Below are 22,700 nucleotides of genomic sequence, written 5' to 3'. Positions count from 1 at the left end.
ATCATGCCAGAATCCGCTTCACCACACTCCCCGACACATCCGTAAGCCGGAAGTCCCGTCCCTGAAAGCGGTAGGTGAACCGCTCGTGATCAATACCCAACAGGTGCAGGAGGGTTGCATGGAAGTCATGCACATGCACAGGGTCCCGCACAATGGCGTGCCCCAGTTCATCCGTCTCCCCATAGGTCACCCCCGGCTTCGCGCCACCTCCCGCCATCCAGAAGGTGAAGCAGTTGGGGTGATGATCCCTGCCCCCCTGTCCCATCTTGCCCAGACGCCCCTGTAGGTAGCAGGTGCGTCCAAATTCCCCACCCCAGATGACCAGAGTGTCCTTCAGCAGGTCGCGCTGTTTGAGATCGGCGATGAGTGCGGCGCAGGGTTGGTCCACTTCCTGGGCCAGGACTGGAAAGCCCTTCTCCATGTTGCTGTGCAGGTCCCATCCTGGATGGAAGAGCTGGATGAACTTCACTCCGCGCTCGGCCAGACGGCGGGCCTGAATGCAGTTCGCAGCGAAAGTCCCCGGATGGCGAGCATCGGGACCGTAGAGATCAAATACGTGATCGGGTTCTCCTTTCAAGTCTGTCACCTCTGGGATGGAGGACTGCATGCGAAAGGCCATCTCGTACTCCGCCCACCGGGCATCGAGCGCAGCAGCCGTGGCGGCCTGGGAGCTTACTCCCGGCTGAGCTGCCTGGAGATCCCTCAGACCATCCAGCACCCGCTTGGTCGTGTCGCGGCTGACCCCCGCCGGGTCTCCCAGGTAGAGCACTGGATCCTTGGAAGCGCGAAACTGCACGCCTTCGTACTGCGTCGGGAGGAACCCACTGCCCCACAGCTTGGCACTTAATGGCTGATCCACGGGCCGTCGTGAGATCATGGTGATGAAGGCCGGCAGGTTCTGGTTGTCACGCCCCAGCCCATATTGCACCCAGGAGCCCACGCTGGGGCGACCTGCCAGCGGAGAGCCGGTCTGGATAAACGTGATGGCCGGATCATGGTTCACCGATTCCGAATGCATCGACTTGATGAAACAGAGGTCGTCCACCATCTTCGCCGTGTGGGGAAAGGCATCACTCACCCAGGCCCCGCTCTGGCCGTACTGCTTGAACGGGTACGAGGAACCTTTGAGCTGGAAGAGCGTCTGATTGCCTGACATGCCGGGCAGCTTCTGAGCCCCCTTGCGATAGCTCTCTGGCAGGCTGTCCCCCTGGCGCTTCAGCAGCACTGGCTTGTTGTCGAAGCTGTCCACATGCGACGGCCCTCCGCTCATAAAGAGGAAAATGACCCGCCTGGCCTTGGGTGCGAAGTGCGGCAGCCCGGGCAAACTGGAGAGCCCCGGGCCTGCGCCCGATTCTGCGGCCCCCAACAGGCTGGCAAAGGCCAGGCCGCCCAGACCACAGCCCGCCCGGCTCAGCATCTGTCTCCGCGTGAGTTTGGAATTGTCAGTCATGGGGATCAACGGTTGACGGCTTCCACGTGGCTCATGAGCGTGCGCACCACCATGGCCATGGCTGCCACTCGTGCGGGTTCGAGATGTTCATCGGCCGCATGATGGCCGTTCTGGAGGAAGGCCCTGGCTTCATCCAAGTGGGTCCGATAGTGATCCGAGTGGCCACCCAGCACACACAGAAGCACAGCCTGCTCCTGCCCGGTGGGCAGCCGGCCCAGCAGCAGCCGGAAGGCCGTAGCACAGGCCGCCGCATCATCATCCCCGGCTTCCTTCAACACCCGGGCCGCCAGCACCCGCTGAGCCTCCACGTACTGGGGATCATTCAGCAACACGAGGGCCTGCACCGGGGTGCTGGTCTTCTCCCGACGCATTACACAGAACTCGCGCGTGGGAGCATCAAACGCCGCCAGATTCGGTGGTGCCAGCGTGCGCCGCCAGAAGGTGTAGAGGCTGCGACGATACAAGCCCTCCCCCTGGCTCTCCACGTAGTTCTGCTGCAAGCCGCTGTCGCGATAGATCCCCAGCGGCAGATAAGGGTACACACTGGGGCCTCCCACTTTGTCCACAAAGAGCCCGCTGGCGGCCAGCGCTTGATCTCGCAGTTCCTCCCCGGCCAGACGCACCACCGGCCCGCGAGCCAACCATTTGTTGGCGGGGTCGGCAGTCAATTGCATGGGATCCCCTGGAATGGCACTCTGCCCAAAGGTTCCTGAGAGGGCGATCATGCGGCACAGCCGCTTCACATCCCAGCCGTGCTCACGAAAGTCGCAAGCCAGCCAGTCGAGAAGCTCCGGGTGAGAGGGAAGTTCCCCGCGTGTCCCAAAATCCTCCGGCGTGCCCACCAGACCGCGACCAAAGAACATCTGCCAGATGCGATTGACCGCTACCCTGGCAACCAGCGGATGCTGCGGACTCACCAGCCACTGGCCAAAGCCGAGCCGGTTGCGCGGCGCCCCTTCCGGCCACGGCAGGATCTGCTGCGGCACGTCCGGCTGCACCGGCTCCCCTTTCTGGCGGTGGTCGCCCCTTAGTCGCACAAAAGCGGGCCGAGCCGCGGGCAACTCCTGCATCACCATGATCTCCAGCACCTCGTTGGTCACCGCCGTCCGGGCCTCGCGTAGTTTCCTCAGCTCTGATTGGGCCGTCTTCCAGCCATCGTGTTTGAGCGCCAGCCACCAGTCCAGCCAGTCCGCAGCTTGAGAAGGCACGCCGGCCAGATTCTTCACTTCTCCCGCGGAGATGCCGCGACCGAACACGTAGTACTCGTCCACCCCGCAGTTCTTGAGCGGCGAATCATGCTCACGCCCGCCCAGGGTGAAACGCACTTGGTCGATGCCTATGTCCCCCCACTCCTCACGGCGGGAGATGTCCCGCTTCAGGTGGTCGTGCACCACCTCCACGGAGGCCAGTTCCCCGTTGATATACATCTTCATGCCCTCAGCCCGGCTGGAGCCGTCATAGGTCACGGCCAGATGACTCCACTGGTTCAGCGGCAAAGACGTCCGGGCACGAATGCGGATTTCGTTTCCTGGGAAAAAGTGCATCAGGGCGAAGGAAGGGACCTCATTTTCGAGCACCACTTCGTAGCCTCTCCCATCATCATTGCCGCCACGCGAGCAGGCCACCACAGTCGCCCGATCCCGCGTCTCACCCGGCTGGAGCCAGACCGCGAAACTGAAGGCGTCATACTCCTTGAAGTCACCCATGCGCGGGATGTTTATTTCATCATCCCCCTTCATAAGCATGGCCTTGCCACGTGCGCCTTTCTCCACCGGATCCAGCTTGACGCGGAGCCGTGCAGACTTCGCCTTGTCCTCACGATTCAGCAGCACCCGATCGCCGTCCTGCCTGGCCACGGACTCGGGTTCAAAGTCGAAGTGCGCCTTGGCCCGTTGGGTCCAGGGATTGAACTCCCGCTGGCCAAACAACGCCTTGATGCTATTGACGAGACCGGACTTGGACGCCCCGGGGATACCTTCTTCAGCGATCCGTTTCTCAAAGGCAGGCCTCACCTCCTTGCGCATGGCTTCCAGGGCATGCTCACGCGTCTCGATCTGATGCTGCAGCTCCACCAGCTTCTCCTCCTGAGAGGCATCTGGCAGCAGCAGGGAGGGCGAAGGCGTCGCCTTGGGACAGAACTGCGAGTACACGCCGTTCTCGTCGATGTTGTCGAAGAAGGCCGCCATCTGCCAGTACTCCCGTTGACTGATGGGGTCATACTTGTGGTCGTGGCACTTGGCGCACTCGATGGTCAGCCCCATGAAGGCCAGACCATTGGCCCGCACCCGATCGCTCACCTGATCCAGCCGAAACTCCTCGGGATCGCTCCCACTCTCGTTGGACTGCTGCGCCAGCCGGTTGAAGGCAGTGGCCACCTTCTGATCCCGCGTGGATCCCGGCAGGAGGTCACCTGCAGTTTGAGCGAGGACAAACTGATCGTAAGGAAGGTTGTTGTTGAAGGAACGGATCACCCAGTCCCGCCAGGGCCACACCAGCATGTCCCCGTCTTCATGACGACCATAGCTGTCGGCATAGCGCGCCGCATCCAGCCAGTCCTTTGCCAGATGTTCGCCATAGGAACGTGAGCCCAGCAGGCGATCCACCACCTTGGCCCGTGCATCGGCTTCCGTTCCTGAGATGTCACCCAGGAAAGCGTCCATTTCCTTGATCCCGGGAGGCAACCCGGTGAGGGCAAAAGTCACCCGGCGCAGCCACGCTTCTCGATTCGCTGGCCCGGCCGGAGTCATCCCATGCTCCTCCAACTGTTTCAGCACAAAGCCGTCCACCGCACCATCCCATCCAGATGGAAGTGTCTTGGGCGCGGGTACTTCGACCTTCTGAGGGGGAATAAACGCCCAATGCTTTTGGTACTCCGCCCCGGATTCGATCCAGCGCCTCAGAGTGGCCTTTTCAGCCTCCGTGAGCGTGTTGTGGGACTTGGGCGGAGGCATCACCTCCTCCGGATCCTCTGTGAGAATGCGCTTGATCAGTTCACTCGCCTCAGGATGACCAGGAACGACGGCCTTGCCAGACAATGCCCCTTCCCTCTCATCAAGGCGCAGCTTGCCCTTGCGTTGCCGCTCGTCCGCTCCGTGGCAATTGAAGCAATGGTCCGCCAGAATGGGGCGAACGTCCCGATTGTACTGGAGAACCTTGGTCCCCTCTGCTGCAAAAAGCGGGACCGCAGCCCCTCCCAGCATCAAGAAAACAAAGGAAGACATCCAAGGATGCCAGGAGTGGTGGGTCGCGGGTTCATTTGCCATTCCTGCCGGAGGTGCTGGGACAAACGGAGGTTATTTTCCTCACAGCCAGCATCAATTAAACTTTTGTTCATGGATTTACTCTCGCACCCAGTTGATACACGGCTATGGATCGGCCCGACGCTCACATGAACCTCGACAAAAGCCAGCCCGCCGCCCACAACAGACGCTCGTTTTCCTGGAAACGGGTCCTGATCTTTTTCCTGGCTTTCACGCCGGCCCTCTTCACCGGCCTGCTCGTCTGGGAAAAGAGCGTGGACATCGCCTGCTGGGACACTTGGGAAAATGCCCCTCTCCTACAGAAGTGGCACAACGGCACCCTGAGCTGGCATGACCTTTATGCGCCGCAGATCCAGCACCGCATCGTCATTCCTCGCCTCATCATCCTCACCCTGAGCCACTTGAGCGGCGGAGACTTCCGCTGGGAGAACTACTTCACGTTCTTCCTGTTCTTCGTCAGCGGCCTGCTCACCTGGCGGATCATGAGCAAGACCCTGGGACGCGGCCTCTGGGTGGCGGCGATGGCCTTTGCCGCGAATCTGCTCATCTTTTCACCGATGCTCTTCCAGATTCTCTTCTGGGGAGCCGCCATGTGGATGGCCATTCCGGTGCCCTGTCTGCTAGCCATTCTCAATGCCTTTACCCCAGACTCCCCGGCACCGACCATCCCTGCAACCGCCAAACATCCCTGGCTGCTGTTTGCCGCTGCATGGCTCCTGGCGGAGATGGCCACCCACTCCTTTTCCCATGGCTTGGTCTTCTGGCCGGTGATCCTCGTTTTCATCCTCCTGCATCCCCATCTTGCCCCGCTGAAAACCCGGATTCTCATGGGGGGTATTTGGATTACCGTGGCCGCCGGCACCATCGTTTCCTACTTCAGCAACTTCTACAACGTCGCCTTCCACGCCTACAATCTGAAGCCGGGCGACTACGCCCTGGAAGGCGGCATCAGCCTCAACTCGGCGGAGAACATCAAGAAGTTCGTAGGCTTCTTCCTCGGATTCCTGGGCAACCCCTTCGCTCGCACTCCGTTTGAAGATCACCCCTTGGACTCCTCAGTATTCTATGGGATTTGGGTGCTCACAGCGTTTTTGATGGTGGCAGCCCTGACTGTCTTCACCAAAACTGGTCGCAGGCTCTGGCCGCAGGCTCTTCCCTGGCTGGCTCTCGCTGCCTACGTCATCGGGGTGGCTCTCTCCATCAGCAAAGGGCGGGCCCACATTGGGGAACACCGGTCCACCACCACCCGCTACCTGGTCATCAGTTCCTTCCTGCCTATCGCGACCATGGCCCTGGCCTACCTGCACAGTCGCGAGTGGGTGACTTGGCTACGGCAAAATCCGGGGAACTGGGCCGCGCGCATCCTTCCCTCCAATGCTCCCGCCATCATCGCCACCGCGATGCTGGCCATCTTCTGCACCGCTCAGATTCCCACCTGGCGCTACTCCCTTCACCTCACAGAAATCTGGCACCGCGCCCGCTGGCAGTCGAAGGGGCTCACCATGTTCCTGCCTCACTTCCAGCTCAGCAGGGATGAGATGAACGTGCTCTGCAAGGACTACAAATACTGCCTGGATGCTGTGAACATCCTTCGCAGCCAGGGACTCTTCAAGACTCGCATCCTGGAGTCGCCTGATCTCAGCACCTTCACCAAGGACAAGAAACCCCTGCCCAAGGACAAGGCGAACGTCCTGACCTCACAATTCCTTGAAGACGGCGGGCTGGAAATTTCCGGCCATGCGCGATTCGGCACCAAGCACCCAAGCGATCTCGTGCTCATCACCCAGGGGGATAAGGTCATCGGTCTGATGCAACCCCAGACCCACCAGTGGCTGCGCATCTACGGACTCGACTATGAGTTCTCGAACCTTGAGGATCTCACCGTGCCCCAGTTGTACCCCTGGAAAGGCATCGTGAAAGCCCCCGCCCTTCCTGACGGAGACCTCGCCCTTCAAGCCTGGGCGCTGAACGTCAAGGACAACCGGGTGGCCCGCCTTCCCGCTCTCATCAAGGTCAACAAGGGCACCAAAACCATCTCCATCGAGACCGAGGGAGGCAAAGACAAGTCTCAGTCCAAAGAGTCCGCCGACTCAAACTGATCACGAGTCCGGCCAAAGCCACCATCTTGTTAATCTTCAAAAATCTTGTGAATCCCGTCAAAACTGGAGTTCCATCTGTGCCCCACGCACCACTGGCCTGCGGAAGGCCGCCACGCTGAGCACCGGCGGCCTTTTCTGCGCAATACCGCTTCTTCTCAGGCTGACTTGAAACACCTGGGCGATCTGATCCGCCCACACGCCGACCCCTTTTAAACGTTTGCCGAATTCCGGGTGCGACAAGGTTCGCCCCTGCGATTCCTCAATTCTGCCCAGCACCTTTTCCCTTTGCCCGGGAACGTGCTCATCCAGCCAATCTGCAAACACGTTCTTCACTGCGAAGGGAAGCCGCACCACCGTATAGCTGGCGAAGCTCGCCCCGGCGTCCGCCGCCGCCTCAATGATAGCAGGCAGCTCATGATCGTTCAACCCGGGGATCATCGGCGCGGCCGAGACTCCGACCGGCACCCCCGCCTCGTGCAAGGTTCGCATGGCCTGCAGACGCATGGCGGGCGAGGAGGCTCTTGGTTCCAGCACATGAGCGAGCTTGGGATCCAGAGAGGTGATCGAGAGATACACCGCTGCGGCCTGATCAGCAGCCAGCTTGGCCAGCAAATCGATGTCCCGGGTGACCAGATGATTCTTGGTGATCAACACCACTGGGTGACGACACTCCGCCAGCACTTCCAGACAGCCCCGGGTGATCTTCATGCTCCGCTCCACCGGCTGGTAGCAGTCCGTCACCCCACTCATGGCCAGTCGGTCAGGTTCGTATTTGGGACGCATCAGAGCTGAGCGGAGCAATCCTGGAGCGTCCGGTTTGACCATGATGCGCGACTCAAAGTCCAGTCCGGCGCTGAAGCCCAGATACTCATGCGTGGGCCGCGCGTAACAATAGGCGCAGCCATGTTCACAGCCCCGGTACGGATTGATGCTCCCGCCGAAGCCCAGATCCGGACTGTTGTTGGTGGTGATGATGCTCTGGGAATGATCCACGAAGAACTTCGTGGTCACCTTTGAGGGGGCCTCCCCTTCCTCATAGCTCACATGAAGCTGGGTGAATCTCTGGTCAGGATTATCGCCGGCACCACGACCACGAGGACGGGTTATCTGCGCGTGAGCGGCTTCGTTCATGCGCCAAGGTTACAGTTCATTTGAACACTCGTCAAACCTATAACTGCCACCTGCATTGGCGAGGGTTTTGCTTCTCTAGCCCCAGATTGAGCCAAAGGAAGATATCCCATCGGGTTGACAGCCCCCTTCGCCCCCCTAGTTTGACCGCCCTCTTTCCATCTGCTACGCACCGAACACATGAGCACTGCCGCAACGAACAAGCCCGCTTACAACGTCAAGAATCCGTTCATCGCGCGCCTCAAGCGTGCCTATGACCTGACCGGCCCCGGTGCATCCAAGAACACGCGTCACTACGAAATTGACCTGACCGGCTCCGGGATGGAGTTCCTCCCCGGTGATTCCCTGGCAGTGCTGCCCACGAATGACCCAGCCTTGGTGGACCTTATCCTGCAGGTGCAGGGGTTTAGTGGCGCTGAAACCGTGCCCCACCCAAAAGGCGGCGAAACAACCGTCCGTCAGGCGCTGATCGAGATCTACTCCGTCACGGAAGTGGACAGCAAGATCCTTAAGGCCGTGGCCGAAAAAGCAGGCAACAGTGAGCTGCTCTCCCTGACCACTCCCGAGCGCAAAGAGGACCTCAAGAATTATCTCTGGGGCAGTGATGTGCTGGATATCCTTCAGGAAAACCCAACGGCTAAATTCGAGCCCGCAGAGCTGACTGGCCTGCTGCGTAAGCTCAACATCCGTCTCTACTCCATCTCCTCCAGCCTCGCCGCCAATCCTGAGCAGGTGCATCTCACCGTGGCGACCGTCCGCTATGAGAGCCACGGCCGCATGCGGGGTGGGGTGTGCTCCACCTTCCTGGCGGACCGGATCGACGAGAGCACCCCTCTGCCCACCTTCATCAAATCGGGCGCAGGTTTCCGCCTCCCCGCCCCGGAAGATGAAACGCCCATCATCATGGTGGGACCAGGCACCGGCATCGCCCCCTTCCGGTCCTTCCTCCAGGAACGCCAGGCCACAGGTGCCAAGGGCAAAGCCTGGTTGTTCTTCGGTGAAATCAACCGCGCCACCTGCTTCTTCTACGAGTCCGAGTTCGAGGCCTATCTGGCTGACGGGACGCTGACCCGCCTGGACACCGCCTTCTCCCGCGATCAGGTCCAGAAGCTGTATGTGCAGCACAAGATGCTGGAGCAGGGCAAGGAACTCTTCGCCTGGCTGGAGCAGGGGGCCATCTTCTACGTATGCGGTGATGCCGCCCGCATGGCCGTGGACGTGGACAACGCGCTTCGCGAGATCGTCGCCACAGAGGGCGGCAAATCCCCGGAGGAAGTGAACGCCTACATGGACAACCTGAAGGCCAGCAAGCGCTACCGTCGCGACGTGTACTGAGGTAGAGGACAGCGATCTACCCACATCGACCTTACCACAGCGCACTCTGTCTCAGGGTGCGCTTTTTTTTGCCCTGCAAAGTCCTGAGCCTTCCCAATTGCCCCGGAAACTTCGTTGCAGGCCTGCTACCGAAGGGCAAACTACCCCTTCAAGCCACCCGCAACACGTTTCCACTATGGCCCCCCGAATCCCCTCCCTACTCGCTCTGCTGTTCCTTGCCAGTGGATTGACCGCACCCATAGCCCACGGGAAGGACAGCGACAAAGCTGCGCCCCAGGCGGAAAACGAAGCTCCCACCCCGGAAGACGCCCGTTTCTTCAATCTGATCCGCGAAGCTCAGGGGTTGCACGCCACGCAAAAGAATTTTGACGCCCTCCAGAAGCTCGATGAGGCAGAGTTGCTCCAACCCAGCAGCCCCCTCATTCCCAATGTCCGCGGCAGTATTTTCACCGCCATGCGGGACATCCCCAAGGCGCGGGAGAACTTTGAAAAAGCGCGTTCCTTGAGCCCGGAAGCTTTCGAGCCCAAGTTTAATCTGGTCGAACTGGACTACGTGGAAGGAAAGTATCCGGAAGCCGAGGCAGGGTTCTCCAAACTGCTGACCGACTATCCCAAACTCAAGCTTGAGGTGCGTCATCTGAGCCAGTTCAAGGTGCTTGTCTGCCGGCTCAAACAGGGGGACGTGTCGGGGGCTCAAGAGATCGCGAAGAACTTCACCTTCATGGATGACACCCCTGCTTACTACTACAGCAAGGCTGCCTTTGCTTATCAGGAAGGCAAGAAGGGCGAGGGCAACGAATGGCTGGGCAGAGCCGCTGGCATCTACAAGCAACCCATCTTGGTGCCCTACATCGACTCTCTTATGGAAGCAAAATGGGTGGAAAGCCTGGGCGTAACCGAGAGCCCTCCCAAGCCCCAGCCTTAGCGTGGCGGCCCGCACCGGTCGCAGCGTCTGTTCCACTGACCCGTTTGTTGGAACTACGCCTTGCTTAGCCAGAATGGGGGTCTATTGTCTCTCATGTCGCAGCATTTGAGAGGATTATCTTGAGCGGACAGGCTCCGGCAGGGAGCATCGCTTTTTTGGGTGGCTATGAGCCGAGGCTTTGTGGAATAGCCACTTTCACGCATGATCTATGCGAGGCGGTCAGCGCTGCTGCCCCTTCCGCACAGTGCATCACAGGAGCCGTAAACGACCGGCCAGAGGGGTACAAGTATCCTCCTCGCGTCCGGTTTGAACTGCAGGAAAAAGATCTCAACTCCTACCGGCGTGCCGCTGATTTCTTGAACTTCAACAACGTAGATGTCCTCTGCGTTCAGCACGAGTTCGGCATCTACGGCGGTGCAGCGGGCAGCCATCTGCTCGCGCTTCTTAAAGAAGTGCGCATGCCCGTTGTCACCACGTTGCACACCGTCCTGCGGGAGCCCAGCCCGCAACAGCGCAAGGTGATGGAAGAACTGGCCATGCGCAGCGACCGCCTGGTGGTGATGGCCCGGAAAGGTGCCGAGATTCTCCGCGAGACCTATGGCGTGCCGGAGGCCAAGGTGGACATCATTCCCCATGGCATTCCCGACATTGCATTCTCGGACTCCGCCGTTTACAAGGCCCAGTTCGGCGTGGAGGGCCGCGTGGTATTGTTGACGTTCGGGCTGCTGGGGCCGGGCAAGGGCATCGAGCATGCCATTGAAGCCCTGCCTGCGATCGTCAAGGAACATCCCAATGTGGTCTATCTGGTACTAGGAGCCACCCACCCCCACCTCGTGGCCCGGGAGGGAGAGCGCTACCGGCTCAGCCTGGAACGGCTGGCGGAGGATCGCGGGGTGAAATCACACGTTATCTTCTATAACCGTTTCGTCTCCCTTGAGGACCTCAAGGAGTTCATCGGCGCCACGGACATCTACCTCACCCCCTATCTCAACGAGGCCCAGATCACCTCAGGCACCCTTGCCTACGTCTTTGGTGCCGGAAAGGCAGTCGTCTCCACGCCCTACTGGCACGCCCAGGAACTGCTGGCGGACGGGCGCGGCACCCTGGTCCCCTTTCGCAATCCGGAAGCGATCGCAGACGCGGTCTGTGATTACCTGAACCACCCTTACCAGCTTGAGGTCACCCGCAGGCAAGCCCACCACCATGGCCGGGAGATGATCTGGCCCGCCGTCGCCCAGCGCTATCTTGAATCTTTCCAGCATGCGCGCGCTGACCGCAAAGCCGCGCCCCGCACCGCCTTCGCGGGTTGGACGCTCGCCAGCCGTCCCTATGACCTGCCACCAGTGAGGCTCGATCATCTGGTACGGATGAGTGATCACACCGGCATTTTTCAGCATGCGATCTTCAATGTGCCCAACTATCACGAAGGCTATTGCACTGATGACAACGCCCGGGCCTTCATCCTCTGCAATCTCCTGGCCGAGCTGGGAGCGTCCCCTCCGGGAGAGAACCTGGATCATCTGGCCAGCAGCTATCTCGCGTTCCTCGCCGCAGCACTGAACCGAGACACCGGGCGTTTCCGGAACTTCATGAGCCATGGGCGTCAATGGCTGGAGGACTGCGGCAGCGAGGACAGTCACGGCCGCGCGCTCTGGGCCCTCGGCAACGGGGCAGGCCACTCCCGCAATGAGGGACGCCGCCGGCTCTGCGTGCAGCTTTTTGAGATCGGCCTTCCTGCAGTATTGAACTTCACCTCTCCGCGCGCCGTCGCATTCACCCTCCTCGGCATTCATGAATTCCTTCGCAACCACCCCACCTGCCCCAAAGCAGGGAAAGTCAGGGAGAGGCTGACGAATTGGTTGGTCAAGCTCTGGAAGGACTGCGCAGATGAAAACTGGCCGTGGTTTGAGTCCAGCGCCACCTATGACAACGCCCGCCTCTGTCAGGCTCTCATCCTGAGTGGTCGCTGGATGCCCCACCCCGAGGCACTGGAGATTGGGCTGAAGTCTCTGCGCTGGCTGGCTTCAATTCAACGCACTCAAGGCGGCCATTTCCGCCCCATCGGCAGCGATGGCTTTTATGTCAAGGAAGGTGCCCGCGCCGACTTTGATCAACAACCCGTGGAAGCCCAGGCCATGGTATCCGCCTGCCTGGAGGCCTACCACGCCACGGAGGACTCCACATGGTCCAGCGAGGCCCGCCGTGCCTTCGAGTGGTTTTTAGGCCGTAATGACTTGGGCCTTCCTCTCTACGATTCCAGCAACGGCGGCTGTGGCGATGGACTTCACGCCGACCGCGTCAACGAAAATCAGGGTGCGGAATCGACTCTGGCTTTCCTCCTTGCCCTCGCAGAGATGGACTGGGCGCAGAATCCCCTCACTCACTTGCCACCTTCTCTTACATGAGCGCCATCCCCATCCACCGGCACAACATCATCTTGGGTCCGGAGAGCGCGCGCGTCATCATCCGCCCCTTCGTCCCCACCAGTCCGCAACGCATCGCCACCATCATCGGCAGGACGCTGGCCCTCTCTGACCAGGAGGTTGACCGGGAGTTGCAGTCCGTTTTCGGCGAATTTGATTCCCGGCATTTTGACGTCGCCTCCCTGCTCATGGAGCAGTTTTTCAAGGTTCAAGGACATATCTTCACCGACCGCCCTCTTTCGCGCGAGCGCCGCCTCCTCATCGGAGCCCAGTTTTCCGGCGAATATGCTCTGGAGTCTGCGGCCCTTTTCAACCCCTCCATCGTTCCCCATCCTGATCAAAAGGATGTACCAGCAGGCGGGCTGCGCTTCATCATGAGTCTTCGCGCCACCGGTGAAGGCCACATCTCCTCGATCGAGTTTCGCGAAGGGCTCTTGTCTCCCGAGGGCACCCTCAGCATCAATCCGGTGTCCCGTTACGTGACGCTGCCAGAGGTCGTACCCAACCCGCTCTACCGCAAAAAACGCTTCATTGTCAAACTGCACGAAATCGGGTTCTACAATGAGTGTGCCGTCGCAGTAATGAGCCCTTTGGGCGACGAGTTCACGAGGAGTGAACTCACGCTCACCGTCTCCCAGGTCCGACGTGAGACCCAACCCATCTCGCACGATTTCAGGCGTACTCTAGAGTGCATCCAATGGCTGGCAGACTCCAACTATGAGGTGCAATTCCCCGCCAATCTCGCACTGAGCGAGCGCATCATCTTCCCCATCTCAGACAATGAGAGCAATGGCATAGAAGACGCCCGGTTTGTCCGCTTTACGGAAGACGATGGAACGGTCATGTATTACGCGACCTACACCGCCTACAACGGCCGGGCCATTCTTCCGCAGCTCATTGAGACGCAGGATTTTCTTCACTTCCGCATCCTCACGCTCAATGGCAATGCGGTGCAGAACAAGGGCATGGCGTTGTTTCCACGAAAGGTCAATGGCAGCTATGCCATGCTGTCGCGGCAGGATGATGAGAACCTCTTCATCATGTTCTCAGACAACCCCCACCATTGGAACGATCCCCAGATCCTCCTCCGTCCCGCAGAACCATGGGAAACGGTCAAAGTGGGCAATTGCGGGTCTCCCATTGAGACCGAGGCCGGCTGGCTGGTCATCACTCACGGCGTAGGCCCCATGCGAAAGTACTGCCTGGGTGCCGCCCTTCTAGATTTGAATGATCCCACCAAGGTCATAGGCAGACTCCGCGAACCGCTGCTTTCCCCGGAGGGCAATGAGCGCGAAGGCTACGTTCCCAACGTCGTGTACAGTTGCGGCTCTCTCATCCATGGCACGGAATTGATCCTGCCCTACGCAATGAGCGACAAGGCAACTGCCGTGGCCAGCCTGTCCCTGAAAAAGCTTCTGGCAGCCCTGACCGCCTAGTCGTGGGTCCGTCTCATGCTGCTCCCCCAACGCAGGGGCAGCTCCCAGGAGGATCAGTTCCGCACACACCAGATTCTGGTGCTGCGGACTCCTGCGGTTCTTTGGCCAGGTAACCCCATCGGGAAGTTGGGTTGTCTGTTTTGACAAACGGATCATGTCCCGGCCCAGATGGCACGATGCCGGAGATTGAAGGAGCCCAGCGACTGACACCGGCCGCCCCGCTATCGCGAGGGTTCAACCGTAGGAAAGCAGCCCTTCTTTTTCCGCCAAAAACGATTCTCCTTCACCTTCTCTAAAGGTTCCTTGGAGCAGAATCTGGGTCAAGAGGTCTAAAACCACCGCCATTGCACCGCTTAGCCACATGAATTGTCTGCCTCCTCAGGCCGTCGCCCCATTGCTGTTGCTCGCCTTCGCCGGTGGGCTGGTTGGCTGTGTTGGATCCAATCCAGATCGCGCCCAGTCGGAACTCAAGGTGCCGGGCAAGTGGAAAGGTGCCGCTCGATCCGGGTTCCCGCAACGCCCGCTGAACACGGCTGCTCTCCCGAAATGGTGGGAGCGATTCCATGATCCGGTACTGAACCAACTCGTCTCAACTGCGCTGCAGAACAGCACCGACATCCGCACCGCCGTTTCAAAAGTACGGGAATCCCGTGCCCGCCGCGGAGTTCAGGCTGCGGGGCTTTTCCCCACGGTGGACGCTGGATTCAGCGCGCGCGGTGAGCGCACCGACAACCGGAACACCGGTGTGAGTTCCAGCGAAAACTACGGTGCCAGCATCGACATGACCTGGGAGGTTGACCTTTTTGGCAAGCAGCGCCAGAACATCAAAGCCGCCACTGAAGATCTTAGGGAGGCTGGCGAGAACCTCTATGCCGCCCAAGTGTCTCTCGCAGCCGAGGTGGCGGACACCTACGTCTCCCTGCGCCAGGCGGAGGCCCAACTGGCGGTGGTGGAGCGGACTCTTGCCTCACGTACCGAGACCACTCAGATTGCCAGGTGGAAGGAAGAGGCCAAAATCACCGGATCGGTGGACACCCAGCAGGCCATTTCCACCCTGGAGCAGGCACGGGCCCAAGTGCCTTCTCTCAAGCAGACCATCAGCCAGACGCAGAATCAGCTGTCTTTGCTCGCCAGCCTGCCGCCAGGTGCGCTGGATAAGCTGCTCGCCCGATCCGACAAGATGCCGTCTCCTCCGGCTCGCATCGCCATCGGCATCCCCGCAGATACCCTTCGCCAGCGTCCCGACATCCGCGCGGCGGAACGCCGGGTGGATGCCGCGGTGGCCCGCACGAAGTCCGCCGTGGCGGAGCGCTACCCGGACCTCAGCCTCTCTGGCTCCATCGGGGTGGACGCTCTGAAGGCGGGCCGCATCTTCTCCCCGGAGAATGTCGCGGCCAGCATCGCAGGCTCACTGGCAGCCCCGATCTTTGATGCTGGCCGTATCCGCCAGGATATCAACATTCAAAGCGAGCTGGAGTCCCAAGCCCTGATCGGCTGGGAAGCGACCGTGCTCACCTCTCTGTCTGAAGTGGAGAACGCCTTGATCGGCATCCAGCGCACCGCAGAACGGTTGGTCATCCTGGAGCAGGCCCTTAAGGCCGCACGTCAGGCAGAAGAGCTGTCCACTCAACAGTATGAAGCCGGTCTGGTGGATCTGCTCGTGGTGCTGGAGGCGCAGCGTACCTTGCTGAGTCTGGAAGACCAGGAAGTTACCACCCGCGCCAATCAGGCCAGCGCCCACATCCAGCTCTACAAGGCCCTAGGTGGAGGATGGTCCTCCTAGCATCCATTTTCCTCGCTCCCCCCCTTTCCAAAAAAAGCCTCCCCCCTGTTCACCCATGAAAGCCACCGCCGTCGCTCCACCCCAGGATCTGGCAGATATCATCCACGCCAAAGGATCACGCAAATCCTTCGTGTTCCGCCTCGTTCTCATCGTGCTATTGATCGGGGCTGCTGCCGGAACTTGGTACTGGTGGCGACTCCAGCAGCAGGCCCAGAACCAAATCTCCCCCTACACCACTGAGGAGGTGCGCAAAGGCGAGATCCGGCTTACCGTTACCGCTACAGGCAATCTCGAGCCCACCAATGAAGTCACCATTGGCAGTGAACTCTCCGGCACCACCTTGGAAGTGTACGTGGATATCAATGACCGCGTGAAAAAGGGGCAACCGCTGGCGAAGCTCGATACGAGCAAGTTGCAACAACAGACAGAGAGCAGCCGCGCTTCCGTGGCTTCCGCCAATGCAAAAGTCGCGCAGGTACAGGCCACCGTGAAGGAGGCTGAAGCAAGCCTGAACCGACTTCGGGACCTGCATCGCATCAGCAACGGTAAGATGCCGGCGCAGGCTGATCTGGATACAGCAACTGCCACGATGGACCGGGCCAAGGCAGACTTGCTTACTGCAGAGGCTTCCGTGAAGGAAGCGGAAGCCCAGGTGAAAATCAACGAGCGCGACCTGGAAAAGGCCGTCATCAAGTCTCCCATCGACGGCATTGTGCTGACTCGCAGCCTTGAGCCCGGTCAGACCGTGGCAGCCAGCTTCACCGCCCCCGAGTTGTTCGTGCTGGCGGAGAACCTCGAACTCATGGAGCTCAACGTGGCCGTAGCTGAGGCCGACATCGGTCGGGTGGAAGCCGGTCAAAAGGCCACCTTCACCGTGGACGCCTGGCCAGAACGGTCCTTCAGCGCCAATGTGCGCCGTGTCTCATTCGGCTCGGTGATCACGGACAACGTCGTAACTTACCAAACGGAGCTGGAAGTTTCCAACAAAGACCTCAGCCTGCGTCCTGGCATGACCGCCACCGCCGACATTCATGTGGCTGAGAGCACGAACACCTTCCTCGTACCCACCGCCGCGCTTCGGTTCGACCCCGCCGCCGCCGCCTCCCAAGCAGGCGGCCCTCCGCAGGAGAAGAAGTCCTTTGTGCAAAACCTGATGCCGGGGCCACGCCGGTTCAGCAGCAACCGCCCCCGCCCCGGCGACGAAGGAGGCGGTAAAGAGAAAAAGTCCCAGCAGCGAAATGACGGCACCGCACGCATCTGGACTCTCAAAGACGGCCAACCGGTGGCCTTGGAAGTCAAACTGGGTCTCACGGACGGTCGCAATACCGAGGTGTCGGGGGAAGGGCTCAAAGAAGGACTTCCGGTGATCATCCGCGCCAACGTTCCCTCAGCGTCATGAGTGTCGCCCCCTCCACGCCCCCGCCGCTGATCGAGTTGCGCCGCCTGACCAAGACCTATGGCAAGGGCGACGCCGCCTTTCAGGCTCTGCGGGGGATCAACCTCACCATTCATAAAGGCGAGTTCGTCGCCGTCATGGGCCCCAGTGGTTCCGGGAAATCGACGCTCATGAACCTCCTGGGCTGTCTGGACACCCCGACCACAGGCAGCTACCTCTACCAGGGCATCCCGGTGGAAACGCTCGGCGCAGACCAGCGCTCCCTGCTGCGCCGACATGCTCTGGGCTTCATCTTCCAGGGCTTCAACCTTCTGGCCCGCACCAGCGCCCTGGAGAATGTGGAACTCCCTCTTCTCTATCGTGGCATCCCCAGGAATGAGCGCCACGCCCTCGCCCGCGATGCACTCGCCTCAGTCGGGCTCCCCACCAAGATGCGCAACACCCCGGCGGAGCTTTCCGGCGGTCAGCAGCAGCGCGTGGCCATTGCCCGCGCCATCGTCACCAGTCCCAGCACCCTTTTCGCCGACGAACCCACCGGCAACCTCGACTCCAGCACCACCCATGACATCATGGAACTTCTCACCCGCCTCAATGAGGAGCGCGGCATCACCGTCCTCATGGTCACCCATGAAGACGAAGTCGCTTCCTACGCAAAACGCACCGTGCGGGTCAAAGACGGCACCATCGAGTCAGACCTTACTAACAAATTTTGAATTATGAATGAGGAATTAGGAATTAACTTCCTGCCCTGGCCCCGCCCTCACCCCTTCATTCATAATTCATAATTTATAATTCATAATTTTTCGATCCCGTGTTCTTCAACGCCCTCCTCATCGCCCTCCGGGAGATTCGCCGGAATCTCACCCGTGCCTTCCTCACGGTGCTTGGGGTCATTATCGGCGTCGCGGCCGTGATCACGATGGTCACGTTGGGCCAGGGCACAACGCAGGCGGTGAAGAACCAGATCTCCAGCCTCGGGAGCAACCTGCTGGTTCTCCGTCCGGGATCCGGCTTCGGTCCCCGCTCCACCTCCGCCGGGGTGCCGCGGTTCACCATGCTGGATGCCCAGGCAGTCATGGAACAAGTGTCAGGTGTGGCGGCGGTAGCCCCCGTGGCCCAGACCTCTCTGAGCACCATCTACCTCCAGACTGCCCGCACTACTCAGATCACCGGCAGCACTCCGGATTACTTCCATATCGGCAAATGGACCATTGGCGAAGGCAGGCTGTTCACCGATCTTGACCTTCGTTCGGGTGCCGCCGTGTGCGTCATTGGAGAAACGGTACGCCGCCAGCTTTTCGGCTCCGAGAATCCCATAGGGGCCAAGATCCGCATCGGCAAGTCCTCCTGTGAAGTCATCGGCCTGCTCACAGCCAAGGGCCAGTCCGGCATGGGCGACCAGGATGACACCATCGTTGTCCCCCTGTCCACCCTGCAGCGCCGGCTCACCGGTCGCACCTCCGCCCGGTCAGTGAACCAGATCAACATCTCCGCGGAAGACAACACGAACAGCGACGCCATGATTGGCGAGATCACCTCGCTCATGCGCCAGCGGCGCAACCTCAGCCCCAACGAGGATGACAACTTCTCCGTGTTCGACACCCGCCAGATTGCAGAGACCTTGAGTTCCTCCACAAAGATGATGACCATGCTGTTGGCTGCGGTAGCAGGCGTCAGCCTGCTCGTGGGTGGCATCGGGATCATGAACATCATGCTGGTCTCCGTGACGGAACGCACGCGGGAGATCGGCATCCGGCTTGCCATCGGGGCACGGGCTCGGGAGGTGCTTTTACAGTTTCTCGTCGAGGCCATCACCCTTTCTTGCGTGGGTGGGGTGGTCGGAATCGGCATTGCCCTCGGCCTCTGTTACTTCCTCGCCCAAGTGATCCAGGTGCCCTTCCAGTTCGACACCCGGATCAACGTCATCGCTTTCATCTTCTCTGCGGCAGTAGGCGTGCTCTTTGGTTTCACCCCGGCACGTCGCGCTGCGAAACTTGACCCTATTGAAGCGCTCCGGCACGAGTGATGGGGTCACTGATGTTTTTTACTGAACTCTCCATGCGAGTCCTGGTTGTAGAAGATGATCCCGACCTGCGGCGCAGCCTCGTGGCCACCTTGAGGGAGGAAAACTATGCCGTGGATGCAGCGGGCGACGGCGCAGAAGGATTCCAGAGAGCCCTTGAAAACGAGTACGACGTCATCGTGCTGGATGTGATGCTGCCGGGGCTGAGCGGCTGGGAGTTTCTTCAAAAGCTGCGCCCCACCAAGACCTCCCCCGTGCTCATGCTAACGGCCAGGGACGCCGTTCAGGACCGTGTAAAAGGTCTCAATCAAGGGGCAGATGACTACCTCACCAAGCCTTTCGACATCGAGGAATTGCTTGCACGCATCCGCGCTCTGATTCGACGTGCCGCAGGCCAGCCCCAGCCCGTCCTTACCATCAGGGACCTCTCCATCGACACTGCCGCACGCAAAGTGCTCTGGAAGGGTGAGGAGGTGCCGGTGACGGCCCGCGAGTACACCCTGATCGAGTATCTGGCCCTTCATCAAGGGGAGGTGGTGAGCCGCACCACCCTGTATGAGCACCTGTTTGATGAGGACGACAGCACGCTGTCCAATCTCCTGGATGTCCACGTCTCGAACCTCCGGAAAAAACTGGCCCCCGAACTCATTACCACACGCCGGGGACACGGCTACAGCATCGAATGACCTCCCCCTTCCAGTCCATCCGCTGGCGGCTCCAGGTCTGGCACGGTCTCCTGCTGCTCCTGGTCGTGGCTGGCTTCTGTGCGCCCGGTTACCGCATCGCCCTCGACAACCAGCTGCAAAGAATCGACAAGGACGTGTCGCAACTGGAGCGACGCCTCTTTCGCTCTCTCATGGAGTCCGTCCGCGTGTCCCTCTATCCGGACAACGCCAAGAACAAAGACGGAGACCGGCCCATGATCTCTCTGGGCCAGCTCCTGGAGTACCTTCGGGAGAAGCCTGTCACCCCTTCGGCGGATGTCGCCGCCCTCTTCCAGGGGCGCGAGCCGGGTTATGCCTACTTCAGCATCCGCAATGCGCAGAACGAGGTGCTGCTTACTTCTCCCAATGCCCCGGACGACATCACCTTCCTCCCTCCCGCCAAGTCGGATCACCTGGAGGACACGCGCACTATTGAGCGACGAAGGGAAGTGCGCCGGAGCAGTCCAAGTGGCTTCCGAATTGTCGTAGGGCGGGACATTTCTCCGGACTTGGATGCGGCCTCCCGCTTCGCCTGGACGCAGGCCGCCACCTGCCTGGGGCTGTGGGTTCTGGGGCTGGGAGGCGGGTGGTGGCTCTCCGGTCGTGCCATCCGTCCCATTCAGACCATCTCCCGCACGGCTACTCGCATCGCCGAAGGCAATCTCAAGGATCGGATCGACATTACTGACACGGACAGTGAGCTGGGCCAGCTCAGCAAGGTGCTCAACAATACTTTTGACCGGCTCAATGACGCCTTCGAGCGGCAGCGGCAGTTTACCGCCGACGCCTCCCACGAACTCAGGACCCCCATCACCATTCTGCTCTCGGAAACGCAGCGCGTTCTGAAACGAGACCGCAGTCCAGAGGAGTACCGTGAGGCTCTGCAAACTTGCAACATGACCGCCCAGCGGATGCGACATCTCGTGGAGGCGCTCCTGCTGCTGGCGCGTCAGGAAACCACGCAGGGGCTCAATGGTCACACCAGCACCTGCGATCTGGCCGCTATTTTGGAGGACTCCCGCATCCACCTCGCGCCACTGGCGGCGGAGCGCGGCATTGCCTTGGCTGCGGATCTCCACCCCGCCCCCTGTGTGGGCGATCCCGGAGCACTCTCCGTACTGGCCACCAACCTGGTCAACAACGCTCTGCAACACCATCAGGGCCCTCAGGGGACTGTCCAGCTTGCCAGTGGCACCCGGCCCAACGGCGAATCCTTCTTTGTCATCCGCGACGACGGGCCCGGCATCCCGGATGAACATGTTCCCCACATCTTCGAGCGCTTCTACCGTGCGGACAAGGCCCGTACCAGTGCCGCCGGTCACACCGGACTGGGGCTGGCAATTGCCAAAGCCATTGTGGACAACCACGGCGGTGAAATCAGCGTCCAGAGCACCCCTGGACAAGGCTCCACCTTTGAGGTTACCCTAAAGAGCGACAGGAGCCTATAGCGCCATGAATTTCCGGTTTATTGGAAATTGCCGGTTTACTAAAACGCGGTTCCCGTCATGGTTACCCTCCCATGTCCAACAAGACCATCCCTGAAAGTCAGACGCAGTTTCTGCGTTTTGCCACGCCTGAGAAGCCTTTTCGCTTCACTTCGGGCATGGTCATGGATGATCTGACCCTCGCCTACGAGACCCACGGCAAGCTTAATGAGGACAAGAGCAATGCCATCCTGCTCTTCCACGCGCTCTCAGGCAGCCAGCATGCCGCAGGCGTCTGTCGCCATGTGCCGCACACGGACGACCGCTGGACGGAGGACTGCCAGCAGGGCTGGTGGAGCCTCTTCATCGGCCCGGGCAAGGCGCTGGATACCCAGAAGTTCTTCGTCATCTGCGCCAACTATCTGGGCGGTTGTTACGGAAGCTCTGGCCCAGCCTCTTTAAATCCAAAGACGGGACGCCCCTATGGCCCCGAGTTTCCGCAGGTCAGCACCGCAGATGTCGTCCGCTCCCAGGCCCTCCTGCTGGACCACTTCGGAATCGAAAAGCTGCATGCAGTGATGGGCGCCTCCGTGGGGGGCCTGCTCACGCTGAACTTTGCCACGCTATTCCCAGAGCGCGTCAGGCTTGTCGTCTCGATAGCCAGCGGTCAGCGCACCACGGTACTTTCTCGTCTGGGTGTCTTCGAGCAAGTAATGGCGATCGAGAACGATCCGCACTTTAAAGGGGGCAACTACTACGACAGCGACCCGCCCGCTTATGGGCTGGCCCTGGCGCGGATGATCAGCCACAAGACCTTTGTCCACCTGGATGCAATCGAACGCCGCGCCCGGGGCGACGTCATTCAGCGGGATGACCAGCTTTCCTGGTACCGCGTGGGACACAACGTGGAGAGCTACATGCTCCACCAGGGCAAGAAGTTCGTGAAACGCTTCGACGCGAACACCTACCTGCGCATCTGTGACATGTGGCTTCGCTTCGACCCGCTCAAAGACGCGGGTGTCGAGGACCATGGGGCCCTCTTTGCCATCAGCCGCAGGGCTGGTCACCACTGGCTGGTGTTCAGCATCGACTCCGACTTCTGCTTCTACCCGGAAGAACAGGCCGAACTGGTGCGCTGGCTGGAACAGGCGGACGTGTCCTCCATGCACATCACCGTGCACTCGGACAAGGGACACGACTCATTTCTCCTGGAGCCAGAGCTCTACACCCCTCACCTCAGCTACACGCTGCGACGGGGTGTGCAGCTCAATGACGCTTGGGATCACGATGCCGCCAGTCCCGGCATCTGAGCCG

Annotated in this window: 15 protein-coding genes; 12 read left to right on the top strand and 3 right to left on the bottom strand. The window is 60.4% G+C overall.

Annotation, left to right across the window (positions count from 1 at the left end; genetic code table 11):
- Nucleotide 1 precedes the first annotated feature (1 nt).
- Both VSP_RS12205 and VSP_RS35110 read right to left on the bottom strand, forming a co-directional pair.
- Nucleotides 2-1,450, bottom strand: a complete 1,449-nt coding sequence (locus VSP_RS12205) for a DUF1501 domain-containing protein (protein ID WP_029190381.1) — start codon at nucleotides 1,448-1,450, stop codon at nucleotides 2-4.
- A gap of 5 nt (nucleotides 1,451-1,455) precedes the next feature.
- Entirely contained in the window at nucleotides 1,456-4,671 is a 3,216-nt protein-coding gene (locus VSP_RS35110) for a DUF1553 domain-containing protein (RefSeq protein WP_198141370.1), read from the bottom strand.
- Between the two features lie 167 nt (nucleotides 4,672-4,838).
- Here VSP_RS35110 and VSP_RS12195 point away from each other — a divergent pair, with 167 nt between their 5' ends.
- The gene (locus VSP_RS12195) at nucleotides 4,839-6,809 is read left to right on the top strand and encodes a hypothetical protein (protein ID WP_156345543.1); all 1,971 of its coding nucleotides are present in this window, start codon (nucleotides 4,839-4,841) and stop codon (nucleotides 6,807-6,809) included.
- 57 nt (nucleotides 6,810-6,866) lie between these two features.
- Here the strand turns inward: VSP_RS12195 and VSP_RS12190 are convergent, their stop codons facing one another.
- Nucleotides 6,867-7,940 (bottom strand): PA0069 family radical SAM protein, encoded by a 1,074-nt coding sequence (locus tag VSP_RS12190; protein WP_009960909.1) that lies wholly within the window; start codon nucleotides 7,938-7,940, stop codon nucleotides 6,867-6,869.
- 177 nt (nucleotides 7,941-8,117) lie between these two features.
- Between VSP_RS12190 and VSP_RS35105 the strand changes: the two genes are divergently transcribed.
- From VSP_RS35105 to metX, 11 genes are all read left to right on the top strand, one after another.
- Nucleotides 8,118-9,272, top strand: coding sequence for a ferredoxin reductase domain-containing protein (locus VSP_RS35105; protein WP_009960908.1), 1,155 nt, complete (start codon nucleotides 8,118-8,120; stop codon nucleotides 9,270-9,272).
- A 175-nt stretch (nucleotides 9,273-9,447) separates the two neighbouring features.
- Nucleotides 9,448-10,197, top strand: coding sequence for a hypothetical protein (locus tag VSP_RS12180; RefSeq protein WP_009960907.1), 750 nt, complete (start codon nucleotides 9,448-9,450; stop codon nucleotides 10,195-10,197).
- Between the two features lie 119 nt (nucleotides 10,198-10,316).
- Complete coding sequence (locus VSP_RS12175) at nucleotides 10,317-12,602, top strand: glycosyltransferase family 4 protein (RefSeq protein ID WP_009960906.1); 2,286 nt, start codon at nucleotides 10,317-10,319, stop codon at nucleotides 12,600-12,602.
- Nucleotides 12,599-14,056, top strand: coding sequence for a glycoside hydrolase family 130 protein (locus tag VSP_RS12170; protein ID WP_009960905.1), 1,458 nt, complete (start codon nucleotides 12,599-12,601; stop codon nucleotides 14,054-14,056). Before VSP_RS12175 ends, VSP_RS12170 begins: the two co-directional genes overlap by 4 nt.
- A 361-nt stretch (nucleotides 14,057-14,417) precedes the next feature.
- A complete protein-coding gene (locus tag VSP_RS12165) occupies nucleotides 14,418-15,839 on the top strand; it encodes an efflux transporter outer membrane subunit (RefSeq protein WP_009960902.1) in 1,422 nt (473 codons plus the stop codon).
- Nucleotides 15,840-15,894: 55 nt separating this feature from the next.
- Complete coding sequence (locus VSP_RS12160; protein WP_009960901.1) at nucleotides 15,895-17,238, top strand: efflux RND transporter periplasmic adaptor subunit; 1,344 nt, start codon at nucleotides 15,895-15,897, stop codon at nucleotides 17,236-17,238.
- A complete protein-coding gene (locus VSP_RS12155) occupies nucleotides 17,235-17,948 on the top strand; it encodes an ABC transporter ATP-binding protein (protein ID WP_009960900.1) in 714 nt (237 codons plus the stop codon). Before VSP_RS12160 ends, VSP_RS12155 begins: the two co-directional genes overlap by 4 nt.
- 98 nt (nucleotides 17,949-18,046) lie before the next feature.
- Nucleotides 18,047-19,261: an ABC transporter permease gene (locus tag VSP_RS12150; protein ID WP_009960899.1), complete on the top strand. Its 1,215-nt coding sequence runs from the start codon at nucleotides 18,047-18,049 to the stop codon at nucleotides 19,259-19,261.
- 32 nt (nucleotides 19,262-19,293) lie between these two features.
- Nucleotides 19,294-19,944, top strand: coding sequence for a response regulator transcription factor (locus tag VSP_RS12145; protein WP_029190378.1), 651 nt, complete (start codon nucleotides 19,294-19,296; stop codon nucleotides 19,942-19,944).
- Nucleotides 19,941-21,410, top strand: a complete 1,470-nt coding sequence (locus tag VSP_RS12140) for a sensor histidine kinase (protein ID WP_009960897.1) — start codon at nucleotides 19,941-19,943, stop codon at nucleotides 21,408-21,410. The genes VSP_RS12145 and VSP_RS12140 overlap by 4 nt, the downstream gene beginning before the upstream one ends.
- 71 nt (nucleotides 21,411-21,481) lie before the next feature.
- Nucleotides 21,482-22,696: a homoserine O-acetyltransferase MetX gene (gene metX, locus VSP_RS12135; RefSeq protein ID WP_009960896.1), complete on the top strand. Its 1,215-nt coding sequence runs from the start codon at nucleotides 21,482-21,484 to the stop codon at nucleotides 22,694-22,696.
- Nucleotides 22,697-22,700 lie beyond the last annotated feature (4 nt).

The organism is Verrucomicrobium spinosum DSM 4136 = JCM 18804, from assembly GCF_000172155.1.
GTDB classification, from domain to species: domain Bacteria; phylum Verrucomicrobiota; class Verrucomicrobiia; order Verrucomicrobiales; family Verrucomicrobiaceae; genus Verrucomicrobium; species Verrucomicrobium spinosum.
Note: the sequence above shows the minus strand (reverse complement) of the source record. Positions and strands in the feature narration are given on the sequence as shown.